This window comes from Paenibacillus aestuarii (genome assembly GCF_027789125.1).
Taxonomy (GTDB): Bacteria; Bacillota; Bacilli; order Paenibacillales; family NBRC-103111; genus Paenibacillus_E; species Paenibacillus_E aestuarii.
Genome location: NZ_JAQFVF010000080.1, coordinates 266711 through 280993, shown reverse-complemented (window position 1 = coordinate 280993; position 14283 = coordinate 266711). Strand labels below are relative to the sequence as shown.

Annotated in this window: 12 protein-coding genes; 8 read left to right on the top strand and 4 right to left on the bottom strand. The window is 42.7% G+C overall.

Annotated elements, in window-relative coordinates; genetic code table 11:
• Positions 1 to 12: 12 nt before the first annotated feature.
• Both O9139_RS27835 and O9139_RS27830 read right to left on the bottom strand, forming a co-directional pair.
• On the bottom strand, positions 13 to 1230 hold the full coding sequence (locus tag O9139_RS27835; RefSeq protein ID WP_270880676.1) for an IS110 family RNA-guided transposase: 1218 nt from the start codon (positions 1228 to 1230) through the stop codon (positions 13 to 15).
• Positions 1231 to 2002: 772 nt separating this feature from the next.
• A complete protein-coding gene (locus tag O9139_RS27830; protein WP_270885010.1) occupies positions 2003 to 4258 on the bottom strand; it encodes a helix-turn-helix domain-containing protein in 2256 nt (751 codons plus the stop codon).
• 234 nt (positions 4259 to 4492) lie between these two features.
• On the opposite strand from O9139_RS27830, the gene O9139_RS27825 reads away from it, so the two are divergent.
• From O9139_RS27825 to O9139_RS27805, 5 genes are all read left to right on the top strand, one after another.
• Positions 4493 to 5407, top strand: a complete 915-nt coding sequence (locus O9139_RS27825) for an ABC transporter permease (protein WP_270885021.1) — start codon at positions 4493 to 4495, stop codon at positions 5405 to 5407.
• Positions 5408 to 5443: 36 nt separating this feature from the next.
• Positions 5444 to 6325, top strand: a complete 882-nt coding sequence (locus tag O9139_RS27820) for a carbohydrate ABC transporter permease (protein WP_270885020.1) — start codon at positions 5444 to 5446, stop codon at positions 6323 to 6325.
• A gap of 74 nt (positions 6326 to 6399) precedes the next feature.
• Positions 6400 to 8007: an extracellular solute-binding protein gene (locus tag O9139_RS27815; protein ID WP_270885009.1), complete on the top strand. Its 1608-nt coding sequence runs from the start codon at positions 6400 to 6402 to the stop codon at positions 8005 to 8007.
• Positions 8008 to 8655: 648 nt separating this feature from the next.
• Positions 8656 to 9024: a hypothetical protein gene (locus tag O9139_RS27810; protein ID WP_270885008.1), complete on the top strand. Its 369-nt coding sequence runs from the start codon at positions 8656 to 8658 to the stop codon at positions 9022 to 9024.
• 209 nt (positions 9025 to 9233) lie between these two features.
• The gene (locus O9139_RS27805; RefSeq protein ID WP_270885007.1) at positions 9234 to 9680 is read left to right on the top strand and encodes a DinB family protein; all 447 of its coding nucleotides are present in this window, start codon (positions 9234 to 9236) and stop codon (positions 9678 to 9680) included.
• A gap of 991 nt (positions 9681 to 10671) precedes the next feature.
• Here the strand turns inward: O9139_RS27805 and O9139_RS27800 are convergent.
• Positions 10672 to 10869, bottom strand: coding sequence for a hypothetical protein (locus O9139_RS27800; protein WP_270885006.1), 198 nt, complete (start codon positions 10867 to 10869; stop codon positions 10672 to 10674).
• Positions 10870 to 10951: 82 nt separating this feature from the next.
• Between O9139_RS27800 and O9139_RS27795 the strand changes: the two genes are divergently transcribed.
• On the top strand, positions 10952 to 12001 hold the full coding sequence (locus O9139_RS27795) for a PAS domain S-box protein (RefSeq protein ID WP_270885005.1): 1050 nt from the start codon (positions 10952 to 10954) through the stop codon (positions 11999 to 12001).
• Here O9139_RS27795 and O9139_RS27790 read toward each other — a convergent pair.
• A complete protein-coding gene (locus tag O9139_RS27790) occupies positions 11982 to 12242 on the bottom strand; it encodes a hypothetical protein (RefSeq protein WP_270885004.1) in 261 nt (86 codons plus the stop codon). The genes O9139_RS27795 and O9139_RS27790 overlap by 20 nt on opposite strands.
• Before the next feature lie 815 nt (positions 12243 to 13057).
• Here O9139_RS27790 and sigK point away from each other — a divergent pair.
• Positions 13058 to 13759 (top strand): RNA polymerase sporulation sigma factor SigK, encoded by a 702-nt coding sequence (gene sigK, locus O9139_RS27780; protein ID WP_270885003.1) that lies wholly within the window; start codon positions 13058 to 13060, stop codon positions 13757 to 13759.
• Positions 13760 to 14021: 262 nt separating this feature from the next.
• Positions 14022 to 14174, top strand: coding sequence for a hypothetical protein (locus O9139_RS27775; RefSeq protein ID WP_270885002.1), 153 nt, complete (start codon positions 14022 to 14024; stop codon positions 14172 to 14174).
• The last annotated feature ends 109 nt before the right edge of the window (positions 14175 to 14283 follow it).

Here is a 14283-nt window from a genome sequence, read left to right as displayed (position 1 = left end):
GAAATGGGGGGATCAGGAGACTTCCGAAATCGAAACGTTATAACCTAAGCTCTCAAGCCTTCGAACTGAATTCCGTACAATTGCTCCGAGTTTCTGTTTGTCAAAGTAATCTTCACCTAGATCAACATACATTTCTTTTCTTGTCAATAAATAATAAGCGATTCTTAGCATGGCATGGGCCACAACAATAGCAGCTCTTTTTCTGCCTTTTCGTGCTAAAGTTCGCCTATACATTGCACCAAGATAGTTTTTGGATGCACCTACCGAATGCGCTGCTTCTGTTAAAGCAGATTTTAAATATTTGTTTCCTTTTTTGCCTTTGGAAGACTTTCGTTTGCCGGCGCTCTCATTATGTCCAGGCACTAATGCAGCCCAAGAACATAAGTGAGCCGCACTAGGAAACTGTTTCTCTATGTTTGTTCCGAGTTCAGCTAGAATCTGTTCCGCCATCCGAGGGGCAATTCCAGGTATGGAGTCCAAGCGTTCTACGTCTTCTTGATACGAACTAACCCTGTTTGCAATTTCTTGATCTAACATTTCAATTTGTTCGGACAGAAAGTCAATATGAGTTAGAATTGTCTTGATCATTAAACGCTGATGGGGGTTTACGTAACCTCGAAGAGCTAGCTCAAGTTCTGCTTTCTTCTTTTTCAGTGTTCGTTGAGCGAAGTTTGCCAATTTCTCAGGATCATCTTCACCTTCTGCAATAGCGCGAAGCATATCCTTAGAGGAAACGCCCATAATATCGGAAACAACAGAGCCGAGTTTAATGTTTGCTCCTTCTAGAACCTTTTGTATTCGATTGTGCTGTCTGGCCCGTTCTTCAATAATGCTTCGGCGATAACGGACTAACTCTCGAAGTTCTCGTTGATCGCGGTTTGGAACGAAGCTAGCTTTTAGAAGTCCATGGCGTAGAAGTTGGGCGATCCATTCAGCATCTTTGACATCTGTTTTACGTCCTGGTAGTGCCTTCATATGTTGGGCATTTACGACTAAAAACTCGATATCCTCAGCTTCTAGCAGGTTAACAATTGGCTTCCAAAAGACTCCTGTGCTTTCCATAGCAACATGAGTACATCCATGTTTTTTAATCCAGTCGATTAATTGCAACAAAAAGACTGTTTTAGTAGAAAACGTACAAATCTCCTTTCCTTCTGGTGTCATTACACATGCTGTAATGGAGTCTTTATGAACATCCAAACCACATGCGCGTTCAATGAGAATTTCCATTGAAAGCATCCTTCCTACGGCACTAAAATTGGAGCTGGTGCAACAACCAAAATAGGATTAATCTACCATGAGTGCTTCCCAAGAGGGAGCGACATTCTGTGATGCACCGTGGTCGTCGGAGTCAGACTAACGGATGGGCTCTACCGCACCATAGTTCATCGACCTTCTTCTCCCAGCCGTAGTAGCAGTATTGACGGCTTTTTGATTTCATTTTCATCCTCTGTGATGCAGCGCTGTTTCGCGCGCTGCATGATTGGCTAACGGGCAGGATAATGACAATCCCGTATGGCAACAAATGCGCTCGCTTAATGATTGTTTCTCTTTTTTTTTATTTTTATGGATACAACTTTTTGTCCTTTTCGTAAGACAAGAAGTTGCACAGATTTCAGAAGGAGAAATTAAATATGATATGTTCTCCACAGAAGCAGAACCATACATATTTAGGGTCACATTTCTTTTCTTTAATATGGTTTGTGGATTGAAATAGCGATCACAATTTTACTAACGACTTGTTTAAGTAAAGGGGATAAAAAAGTGTCAAAAATTCACCAACATAGTTAAGAAAATCTTACTAAAAGAAATTTAAAGGCGTACCTGCGCAGGTATGCATTTAGAAAATCGTTTCAAAATAAGATCCAACTGACATGACTTTTATAATTCCTCATAAAAAGAACCTTCCACCAAATGTTGGAAGGTTCTTTTTCATTGATTGTTTCTTGGTTAGCCGCGTGATAGATAATGTCTATACAGCGTTGTTTGATTTTCAATGCATTTAACTTACCGATTCACTCTCTAGGGCTCGACTTTTCCTATACTCGCTCGGTGTAACTCCGGTAAGGTTCTTAAATGTGCGGTTAAAGGATCTCATCGTCTGGTAACCGACCGCAGTCGCAACATCCTGGATCTTCAGCTCCTGTTTTAGCAGCAGATCCGTCGCTAGTTTGACTCGGAATTCGTTGACGTAGTCGACGAAATTCGTCCCCGTCTTTTCTTTGAAATATGTGGACAAATACCCACCGGTTATGTTCAGCTTGCTTGCTACGTGATCAAGCGTAATGTCTTCGGCGTAATGTGCCTGCATGTAGCTCATGACGAAATGGACGATCGGATCGTGCTCCTCATTTTTCATCCGAACTTGTCGGCACGCCTCGCTGATCAGCTTCTCAAAAAACTGCTCGATCTCACAGAGCGTGTGAATGTGCGGTATCGAGCCTAACATAGCAGATATGATCCTTGTCTCAAGCTGCAGGCCGTGCAATACCCTGATGACTCTGTCTGCGATTTCTTCGGCAAAGCGATGAAATCGCATGGTGCTGAAGCTTTTTTTCTTCATGTGCCTCACCGTGCGAAGCAGCGAATGCAGCACCTGCGCATCGCTGCCTACCTGCAGGTTCGTCTGAAGCTCCTGCTCCAAGGAGGCGGGTAGCAGGAAAGGTTCTTCCACAACTTCGGAGCCCAGCAGAATGTGTGTCTTGTCATCAAACGGCCGCTGTTTGATCATCGCAAGCGTTTCCTCGTAGCAAGCAGTCATTTGCGAAGAATGCTCGTACATTGAGCTGACGGCAATCGTGAAAAAACAGTAGTGGCTATCAGCGTCCAGTACGCTTTTGATCTTATGGAGCACGTCGAGCCATCGCTCATCTTCGTCTTCCGGATAAAGAATCGATAAGATTTGGTTCGCCTCAATCTGAAACGTCTGCGAATCCTTGATGTCCAGACCCATAGCCTGGTTGACGAACTCCCGGAAAAAATAAGTCGCCCGTTCTTCATCACCCTGCATTTCCTCCCAAAATTGCATCTTAAACGTCAATTGGAACAGTACGAACCGATATTTCCGCTCCATCTCAGGTTGCAGTGTCTCCTGAAAGCCGCTGCGAATGCGTTTTAACCGATTCATCAGCGAATAGTAGCGAAGCAGACTCTTTTTTTCCTCCAGATCCGTGAGTGTATCCCGGTTCAGTTTCATCATCCGCCCAATATTTTCACTGATCAACTCAAGTTCATTGACCGGTTTTCCACCGAGCTCCTTCTTCTCATTTAGATGGCGGATGGACTCTACGATCTTTTTCACCGGATTGTTGAAACGCAAGCTTGAGAACACCGAAACCGTCACACTGACGATAATCGAAATAACGAGCAATAGAAGCAGAGTTAAGCTTTGCCGGAAAAGCTGGGCGCTGATACTGCCATCCGACACGATGTTGACATACGTCAACCCGGTGACCGTCCCTTTTTTATAAAAATAGTAGTTCCCGTTATACTTCACCCATTTTTTCCCTGGATCTAAAGCAGGAAGCTCGTGCTTGCCAGTCTGATCGGAAGAAAACAGCGTCTGCCCTTGGGGACTTATCATATAAAAGTTTTCGTTAATCGATTGATGATAGGCCTTGTATAGCTTAGTGAAATCAATAAAAGCAAGCATGATGAAGTCGGGGTAGACCGGACTTTTGACCATATAGGGAATAACAAGATCCGACTGCGAACTATACGCGGTACCCGATGACTCTGTAAAGGTAGCTGAGGGATAAAGTTTGTAAGTAAATGGCTCCGCAAACTCCCGTTTCCAGAATTCATATGTATATCGCGGATTCACATAATGCTCGGAAAACATCGTTTCCGGATTGCTACTCCCTCTGTTTTTTTCTAAAACGAGTGACAGCTTGGCATCATAAACGAACAAATTATTTAAATAAAGCTGTGAATTGGCGGTCGTATGCTGTAAGTCGTTTATGACTTGGCCAGCAGCCACATAATCAATGGAGGGGTGATTTAGCTTTTCAAGGTTATCGCCTGTGTACATGCTTAAAAGCACGCTGTTAAGCAGTTCAAAATATTGCTCAAATCCATTTGTGGTATACGTCAAATTGGCATCGTTGTACTTTATGATTTCATCGTGAATATTGTTGCGGTACATGATCAGCGAAACGATATGAAACGAAACGAATAGCAAAATAATCGTCCAAAAGCTAACCAGCAGCTTAAAAAGTATGGATCGCGTGTTGAGTTTCATCTGTAAAATGCTGCGCACCGAGCCGCCTCCCCTTATATCTGGATAGACACTTTTTCGAAAATGGTACATATTTACGAAAAAACCTGAGAAATGTCTCATTCGTGGTAAATATTTCGATATTCAGTCAGCATTCGTTTCTTATACGATAATAGCATGACAGACAGAAATCAATACTGCAATTAAGGAGGGGAATGCAGAATGGACACGAACTCGGATGCCAATATCCATATGAACACCGTTGCCATCCACAAAATGAAAGCAAAAAATGCAGTGTTAACCCGATTGCGGAAAGAGCGTTATTTATATTTGTTGCTTTTGCCGGGACTTATGTACTTTATTGTTTACCGCTACATTCCAATGGCCGGCAATGTGATCGCCTTTCAAGACTTCAGCGCATTTCAAGGCTTTTTGCACAGCGATTGGGTCGGGCTTAAGCATTTCAAAAAGATTTTCGAAGACCAGGAAGTGATTCGCGTCATTTGGAACACGCTGTACTTATCGTTCTTACAAATTGTTTTTGCATTCCCAATGTCGATTGTGCTCTCGCTCATGCTGAACGAACTACGAAGCGAGCGGTATAAGCGACTTATTCAATCCCTGGTCTACTTGCCGCATTTCTTATCATGGGTTGTTGTCGTCGGCATCGTAACTGTGTTTCTGAAGTCGGAAGGGATCGTTAATAAGCTTCTATATCTCGTATTCGGTATGGATCAGGTTTCTTTTCTGACGGAGCCGGGATGGTTTATGCCGCTCATCGTACTAGAGGTTATCTGGAAGGAAACAGGATGGGGAACCATCATTTTTCTAGCTGCCTTGTCGGGAGTTGATCCGAGCTTGTACGAGGCGGCCATCGTTGACGGAGCCGGCAGATGGAAGCAAATTTGGCATATAACCTTACCTGCGATTCGTAGTACGATTATCATTCTTCTTATTTTGCGGCTTGGCAGTGTGCTTGATGTCGGCTTCGAACAGATTTTCCTGATGCTCAATTCGTTGAATATGGAGATCGGTAACGTTTTGGATACGTTTGTATACTTCAAAGGTATCGAAAAATCGGATTTCAGTTTTGCAACGGCCGTCGGGTTGTTCAAATCCCTCGTAGGCTTCATATTGATCATCAGCGCCAACAAGCTGGCCAAGAAGTTCGGTGAAGAAGGCGTTTTCTAGCCGGAGGATCTTTCACAAGCGGAGGTGCAATTCTTGATCAAACAAAGGTCATTTGCGGAAAAAACGTTAAACGTGCTGAATGTTGTGGCGCTCACTGTCGTCGGACTCATCATGCTGTTCCCGTTTTATTACATGATTAGTATTTCGTTCACTTCCTACTCGGAGTATGTGGCAAAGGACATCGTTCTGTTGCCGGCTCGCCCCGTGCTCGACGCATACCGGTTTATTTTTAACTCCAAAGCGTTCACACGCTCCATCGGCGTTACTGCCTTTGTCACGGTGGCGGGCACGTTATTCAGCCTGCTACTCACTTCTATGATGGCGTATGCGCTTTCTCGAAACATTCTTGGCCAAAGGGTATATTTGTTTCTCGTACTGTTTACGTTCGTCTTCGGTGCCGGGATTATTCCAACCTACATGGTCGTCAAAGCGACGCATCTTCTCGACAGCTACTGGGCGCTCATCATCCCCAGTGCGATCAATTCATTCAATCTCATCGTCATGCGGCAGTTTTTTCTTAGTATACCGAAGGAATTAACAGAAGCCTCCGTCATTGATGGCGCCAACGATTTGCAAATTTACACTCGGATCATTCTTCCGCTTTCGAAGCCGGCACTGGCGGCATTTGGCCTCTTTTATGCCGTCAGTAACTGGAACACGTATTTCAATGCACTTATTTATATCAGCGATCCGGCCAAATGGACCGTACAAGTCATCTTGCGGCAAATCGTCATCTTAAGTCAAAAGCTCGATTCGCTGTCTGACGGCCAGCAAGCTGCGTTGGCGCAAAGTGCTCCTCCTGCTGAGACGATCGGAATGGCGGCAATCTTACTCGCAACGATCCCGATATTGGTCGTATATCCGTTACTGCAAAAGCACTTCGCAAAAGGGGTGATGCTTGGTTCGGTGAAAGGCTAAACGTCTAGAGTCTCGTTAACGCTTTACTTGATATGCAATTTAAGAGATGCTTATTTTAAGGAGGGGGTAAAAAAATGAAAAAACACTTCGTTTCCGTCCTGCTCTCGGTCGCTATGACTAGCAGCATAGTAGGCTGTTCAGGCGAGCAGACAGCTATTCCGAAGGAAAGCCTGAAAACGACGACTGACTCCAAAACAGCTGATAACAAATCGGACAACAATAAAAAATTAACCATTAACTGGTTTGACGGTACTTGGGAAAACCCGGTTCCGCCGCCGGATGGAGAAGCCGTAAAAGCGATTAACGAAAAGTTCAACGTTGATTTTAAATCGCAATTCATCCCCTTTGATACCTATGACGAAAAGCTTGCCGTTAAGATGGCCTCGGGCGATATTCCGGACGTCATTGGCATGGAGGAGGTCAACGCAAACTATTTGAAATGGGCGAAACAAGGCGCATTCTTGCCTCTCGATGAGTTTTTGAAGCAGTATGAATCGACCAAAGCGGTACCGGATTTTGTGTGGGACTCCCTCAAAGTGGACGGCAAGGTCTATGGCATACCGAATTACTTCTCTCCTAAAGGCGGGAAAAAGCCTTTAATTCGCAAAGATTGGCTCGATAAGCTTGGCTTGAAAATGCCGACCAATTACGACGAGCTGAAGCAGGTCGTTACGGCTTTCACGAAGAACGACCCGGATGGCAACGGCAAGGACGACACGACCGGACTTGGACTGTCAAAAGGCATTTACTACGATCCGTCGTTCGGCGCTTATTACAGCAACACTACCTGGTATCACAATAATGACAGCGGTCAGTATATTCCTGGCAACATTGCAAAAGGGAACAAAGAAAAAATCGAATTCCTGGCCGATCTGCAGAAGCAGGGTCTTCTTAACAAGGATTGGGCTATCTTGGCCTATAAAGACGTGTTTAAGGCATTTAATGCCGGTAAGGTCGGCATTTGGTACGAACAGCCAGGACTCAGTACGGGCAACGGGATTGACTTTGAGACGCTCAAGCAAAACGACCCTAAGGCGGAAGTCGTACCGATTCCTCCGTTCAAGGCAACGGACGGCTCCCAAGGCCTTACGCTCGGTAGTGGATGGTACCGTATGTATATGATTTCGTCCAAGCTTAAAAACGATCCGGAAAAAGTAAAGCGTATTCTTGAAATGATCGATTATTTCCATAAAAACGTTCCGCTTGAAGAGAAAAATCCTAAAAATGAATACTTTAACTGGTTGAACGGTGGAGAAGGGAAAGGCTACAAAATGATCGACGGCATCGCGCAGCCGATTCCGGAAAACCGCTCGAACGTCGCGCCTAATGCCTATATTTTAGATGGGGGTTGGGTGATGAACGACGAAGACCTGTTCCAATTCACGAAAACGGAAAAATCGGCGGGAGGGAAACAATTAAATCAAGCCCTCGCCGACATGCTGCATAATATGAAATATTACATCAATCCAATTAATCGCATCATCTCGCCGACTCTGATGGAGAAGCGCGACGACCTTAACAAATACATTACGGATGAGACAACCAAGATGATTATCGGCCAGAGACCTGTTTCCGATTGGGATAAAATGGTGCAGGAATTTATGGCTAAAGGCGGTAAGCAAATGATTGACGACGTCAATAAAGAGCTGCAGGCGAGCAAGATTCAAGGCGAGTGGAAATAATGCTCGCGACTTCATGTAAGCAGAATATAGAATAGAGCATAGTCCGATAGAGAAGTCCGGACATTCCCAGGGGAATCGGTGCTTCTGCTAAGTAACTGATTGTGTCGATATATTGGGCGATTAAGGAACTAGCGGAGCTAGCCTCTCTCTCCCAAAGTAGCTGCTCACGTTTTAGGGAATATACAGAAATGGCCCCGCAGGAATATCATCGTGTTAGGCTCGGCTCCATTATTGATAGAACAGTTGAAAAGGTTGGAAGACAATAAGTCTGGAACGAAGGAACCTGCAATTTAGGTCTTCTTATTAACATGGAGATTGTGATATAATTTTGATAGGCGAAAGACGCACTGAAATAGGGCGTCTTTCGCTTTTTTTTGTTAGAGAGGGGGATTAGACGACTTTCTTTCTGAAATCGACTTTATATAACAAATGATACTATGTGAGCATTATGACGTGAAAACACTCGCTTCGGTAGAAATTGCAGAGTGGATAGCTTTTGAAAGCAACCCCGTCATTCGAACAAATGCGATAAAGTTAATGGGATGTAAAACCTTTGAAGAAGTGAACAGAATGGTGAATTGGAGACCAAAACGTTATTAATCTAACGGACACGTTTGCTCAAATTCTTCCTAATTAGAGGAGACATGCATGAACTATTCGAAACGTCATATATGGATAGAAGCTGAAACATGGCCTTTAGGCTCATGGGATTGTAACGATGAAAGTACCGATGTTATTGTTGTATTTCCGGATCGATCCAAATGGATCGCAAGCTGTTTCACTTACAAAAATATCGAAACGTTGAGGCAAAAGAATATACAAACCGGTGAATGCATGAACGGTTCATATTTTTGGTCCAGTGACATGCTGCTAATTGACGTAATAAGAAGGGAAAGAATCGAAGAACTTGTCGACCACTTGATCAAACAAGGTAATTTTCAAAAAGTATTCAGTCGTTACCCTGATGTAGAGGCTGAAGAAGATGAGAATTATCCTGTTGGTTTTTTTTATAACTAAGAGTCTTAAAAACTTAATCACTTGTTGAATATATCGGAGGAGTTAAATGTGTTCAACAAATAGCCGAGGGCATGTGTATCAATAACAAGAGCAATAATGCATTATGCTAACTAAGGGGATTTGAACTAAGTGAATTATTGGTATCTTTCTAAGGGTACTATCTGCTCTGATTGGTAAGTTGGTTTAAATAAAAAAGGAGGGTGATTGAATTGGAGGACTTATTTAAGGAGTATGCCTTAGGATACGAAATGCTTCGGGATGCGATCGAAGGATTCAAGCCTGCTTCAGACAAATGGAGCATTCATCAAATCCTTATACATATAACAGACTCAGAGATTTCGTCCACATCTCGACTAAAAAAAGTCCTGGCGGAAGATGAGCCAATTCTGATTTCATTTGATCAAGACGCATGGGTGAATAACTTGGAGTATGATTTATTGGACCGCGAGCAGTATTTGCTTCTATTCAAATTCCTACGTTCCAGCATGCAGACAATTCTAGACAATCTAACTAGTGAACAAAGCGAGCGAGTGGGGGTATATGTCGATCAGGGACGGTTCACATTTAAGCAATTGATGGAATACCGCGTCGAACATGTCCGCAACCACCTTGCTCAAATTGAAAGGATAAAGAAGGCATACCATGATAACAAATAATAACCTATTCAGCTATCGGACACGTTGCTTTAATTAAACAGCTTGCCAGCGTGATACGGCAGGCTGTTCAGCTAATGGGAGTTTAGTTCTAATAAATCTGGAAAAATAAGAAAAATGGCTTTTGTCGGAAGTGTATGTTGAAAGTAAAGATACTGAGGAAAGAGAGGCTATACAGCGACACAAACATGTGTGCTTTCAAATCTCTGGAATCGGGGATTTTTTAATTCAAAGCACCTATGTTTGTGTCGCGAGCCCACGACACAAACATAGGTACTTAATCGTTTTGCGACACAAACATATGCGCATAATCGCGGTGGTAGTATAGGTTGGATTAGTAAATGTTTTTTCACGTAGCCGTTAAGCTAAATGGCAGTTTAATCCAACATGTGTGCTTGTTATAATTAGCGAATGGGCTGTACATTCTGCTACTAATGATCCAGTATAATGTCATGCAAAAAGAACGCTAATCTATAACGATTGGCGTTCTTTTTGGGAGTAATAGCAATGTCGCAATTGATCCTAAGATGTGGACGATGTTTGGGTCTGCTTTCTTCATTCGGCGCAGTGTTTTAATATGGAGTTGGAGTCGGAGGAGAACAATGGAAAGAAACAATATCTCTTAATGCAATCGAATAATGATTCCATCTTCCGCCGAAAAACCTATAGCCATAAACTCTTTGATGCCTGACAGTCGTCAAGAAAAACCAGAAATTGTCTCCGTTTCTAAGCCGCATATACGTGAAACGGAATATACATTGTTGAAGCCCCCAGGGACTCAGGGCATAGGGAGACGTTTGTTGCATATATCCCATAATTCGAGGCTCACTCCTTATTGAAATAAGACTTATAACCAGTTTATGCCCAGGGTCAAAACTTGGGTTGGATGTATGCCTAGGAGAAGAAGAAGACCCGAAATGTCGGATGACAAGAACATTATTTCTTTCCCGACAGAGGGCAGGGAGGAGTATTTTTCAACTGATTAACGGACAGATTAGTTCCAATTTACCGGTGCCATATTTCGAGATGCCTCGTCGTCCAAGGTAATATGATTTTTGATTTCAATCCATTTCATTTGTAGCTCATCAGTTGAACCAGAGCGAATCTTGTTCTCAGTTTCTTGAATAAAGCAAGTCAATGCATTTTGAAAAATTGCCTTACCCACGTCTTTTGTTATGACTAAAAAGATCATGGTTTGCTCTCTTATTAAGTTATATAATCAGGTGAGAAATCTTCTTAATGACTGCCAGATTAATAGTAAAACGGAGACCAATATGCTCGAAAAAAGATGGCAAGATCAGCATTTGTTTATAAAAGCATTTGAGGACTCACCTATCGGTATGGCTTTTGTATCCCCGGGTGGAAAATTTATGAAAGTGAATCAGTCTATCTGCAAGATGCTAGGATATAGTGAAAATGAATTAATCAACCTCACCTTCCAAGATGTATCATATCCGGAAGAATTAAAAATTAATTTGGAGTTGAGGGCTAAATCGATTGCCGGTGAGATCGACAGTTACAGATTGGAGAAAAAATATATTCATAAATCCGGTGAAGTGATCTGGGGATTGCTAAGTGTCACTGTCGAGCGGGACGACAAAGGGGAATTATTACATTTCATATCTCAAATAGTCGATATTACCGAGCAAAAAATAAAGGAAGAGAAGATAAGAGAATCCGAAAAGCTATCTATGGTGGGGCAGTTGGCGGCAGGAATCGCTCATGAAATTAGGAATCCCTTAACATGTTTGCGCGGATTCGTTCAGGTGATTCTAAATGAGGATTCTGAAAAGAAAACACGGTATAAAGTCATGTTGGCCGAAATAGATAGAATCAATGAGATTGTCAGTGAATTATTGGTATTGGCCAAGCCTGCCACAGAGAATTTTGGTTTTGGAAGCGTTTCGTGTATGTTGGATCATGTTGTTACACTTCTAGAGGCACATGCAAAACTCTATAACGTTGAAATCAAGAAGTATTTCGAAGCGGATTTGCCTCTAATTAAATGCCATAGCAGCCTTAAACAAGTATTTATCAATATGACGAAAAATGCCATTGAATCGATGCCTGACGGGGGAGAACTGCGCATTGAGGTTAAAAAATTGATAAAGAGTATTTCCATAAATTTTGTTGACAATGGATGCGGTATTCCGGGAGAAGTACTTCAGAAAATAGGACAGCCGTTTTTTACAACAAAAGAGTCTGGAACTGGTTTAGGTATAATGGTCAGTAAAGGCATTATTCAAAATCATAACGGTATTTTTGACATCCGAAGCACCGTGGGGAAAGGAACAACGATTGAAATCATTTTGCCTGCAATATAGCGACTGATACAAGCGACGGTAACCTTAAGTGTTGTTTTTGTATAGATTTAATCCAAATTAGTAGTTTTTGAAAACCAACATCGTCGTTTTTAAAAGAACAGGGCCTACCCAACTCGATACCACGGAAGGTGACAGTTCGAGCGACTTGAGTCTCTTTGGCGATGTCGATACCAACAACAAGATGATAACTGGTAATGTGTTCTATCCGTTGATTTTGGACGTCATTCTGCTTAAACTTCATAGTGAAGCATCCTCCTAGATCGGAATATTCGGGCTATTGACCCAGTGCACAATTCCATCTTACGAGGGAGCTTTTCTTTTTACAAAGCCAAAAATTAACGCTCTACAGGAATGCTTCGTCACATCTAAACTAAGGGGTGGAGGTCGGTCTTTCTAACGGAACGGGTCAGAGCCCTTTTGCGCAACGTCTCCCGATACTCCGTGCTTCTTCATCCTGCGAATGCATGAGCTGGTGAGAATAATCTTTTTTTAAGCTTCTTTTGGGAAAACTCGAGTTGAATCGTATTCCTCGCTGCTTCTAGCCAGACCGACTAACAAGCGAGCTACTTTACCACATAGTTTCATGATGGATTTCATCTTCTTTTTCTTCTTTTCTTCTACGTTGTAGCGGTGTAAAGCGCGGAACTCCGGATTAGTCATGACCATACACAAAGTTTCTGAGCATACGGAATACGTTTAAGAATGATATGGATCTCATTCTCAATCCGTTCAAGCTGGCTTTGCGTAAGGTCATATTCTTCGATGGGATTCTTTAACATGTCTGAAATTAGAAGCTACAGAGAGGTTATGAATATTAACCTAAGGTTTTATTTGATGGAGATCTCAAAAGAGAAAGCGATGGCTGAATTTAATGAAAGAAGATTAAAGCTGCTGTCTCAGTTTAGTATCAATCGAACGTTCCCAGACGCAGACGAATTGAAGTAACTTATTACGTACAGGCACTTCTAGGCACAAACCCACATACACTAATACTAATCTCTAAGCGGAGACTTCCGAAGCAGCTATGATCCGCAAAACCTCAAGGGGGTGGCTGGAATGCCTGGACTGTTTAGCGCAATTGCATTGTTGATCAAGCAGCTAACTTTGCTTGTATCTTATGTCAAGAATAATGCGTTTCCACAACCTCTAACCGAAGAAGAAGAAGAGAAGCACCTTAGGCTGATGGCTGAAGGCAATGACCATTCAAGAAATATGCTGATCGAGCACAATCTAAGGTTAGTCGCCCATATAGTGAAAAAATTCGATAATACGGGTGAGGATCTCGAGGATCTCATCTCCATCGGTACCATTGGGCTCATTAAAGCGATCGAGTCGTTCTCGCCAAATAAGGGTACGAAGCTGGCGACGTTCGCAGCGCGTTGTATCGAAAATGAGATCCTGATGCATCTTCGTTCGCTAAAGAAGACGCGGAAGGATGTTTCGTTGCATGATCCGATCGGCACGGACAAAGAAGGCAACGAGATCACTTTGATCGATATCCTCGGAACGGAAGCCGACGATGTCGTGGAGAAGGTGCAGCTCAAGATTGAGAAGAGCAAAATTTATAAGAATTTAGATATATTGGATGACCGGGAAAAAGAGGTCGTTGTTGGCAGGTTTGGGTTGGAGCTTGGCGGCGAGGAGCGGACGCAGCGGGAGATTGCGAAGGAGCTGGGGATTAGTCGGAGCTACGTGTCAAGGATAGAGAAGCGGGCGCTGATGAAGTTGTATCATGAGTTTTATAAGGCAAAGCGGTGAGTGAATTTAACGAATTAGAAACAAAAAGTTCAAGAGTATTTGTGGGACCGGCGCTTGAAGGCTGAGGCGCGGAGTATATCGTTATTCCAAAGGAAACCATCATTCGCTCGGGAGCTGTGATGTGTATAAGCTAAAGTCTGCTCTCTTGAAATTTCTGGAGCAGACTTTTATTTTTATTGTAGTTCTAGAGTACAAATTTTTTACTGGCTATCTCGACTAAAGTATACTAGGAACTAACGTTCTCCTGTGAGGTGATTGATTTATGGCAACTAATCGTGAAGAAAAGAAGATTGCAATTGTGATGTCTGAAGCCCTTCTAGATCGGCAGTTCGTTGTAGTAACGGTCTTTGATGAAAAGGGATATCAACAAATTTCTGGATTGATAACAAAAATTGACCAGGAAATGTATCTATAGGACGTTCAGTTGTTGGGATGACTTAAGAGTGTATTAATTGCCGGTGTTTATGCTGAATCTTCTTAAAGCAATATAGAGGGAAAGATTGTTAATACTTTGTAAGCTTCTT